Annotated in this window: 1 protein-coding gene; it reads right to left on the reverse strand. The window is 77.4% G+C overall.

Annotated features, from left to right (window positions below):
• The coding region (locus HMPREF1008_RS10920) for a hypothetical protein (protein ID WP_232202889.1) at positions 1-511 on the reverse strand (511 nt) is incomplete at its 3' end.
• Between the last annotated feature and the right edge of the window lie 50 nt (positions 512-561).

Raw genomic sequence — 561 nt, forward strand, 5'->3', positions numbered from 1 at the left:
GATCTCGGCGTAGCCCGCATGTCGCCGCGCCTGCCGTCGGCCGCGAAGTCGTTGCCAGCAGGACCGTCAGGCCGCCCAGCGGGAGGCGCGGGGCCACGGGCCGTGCCAACTGCCGTGACTGTGCGGGGGCTGGCGGCGCGTGCGGGAGGGCGCGCGGGTCGGCCCCGCGGCTCTGCGAGAAGTGCGTCACCAGGGACCGCGCGCTCACCCGCGGGAAGTTCTTGATGGGGATGCGCGAGGGGGCCGGGTCGCGGCCGTACGTCTGCCCGCCGACGTGCGCGAAGCGAGCCCGCTGCGGCCTGCCGAAGCGCTCCTGCTCGGCCAGGGAGGCGCGGAGCCTCGGCGAGAGGCGCGCCGGCGAGCCCAGGAGCGGCATAGACCTCGCCGAGGAGCGGCTGAGGGCCATGGTGGGCGTCGTGGCGCCGCCGCGGCGCAGGGGCGGGGCGCGGAGGCCATACGGGCGACCCACGGCGGCGAGCCGCCCGCCTGCGAGCGCACGTTCCGCAAGCACGCCGCCGCCGGCCCATGCGGCATGGCCGCGATGGACATGCCGCCAAAGGT

It is taken from the genome of Olsenella sp. oral taxon 809 str. F0356 (assembly GCF_000233535.1).
GTDB lineage: Bacteria > Actinomycetota > Coriobacteriia > Coriobacteriales > Atopobiaceae > Olsenella_I > Olsenella_I phocaeensis.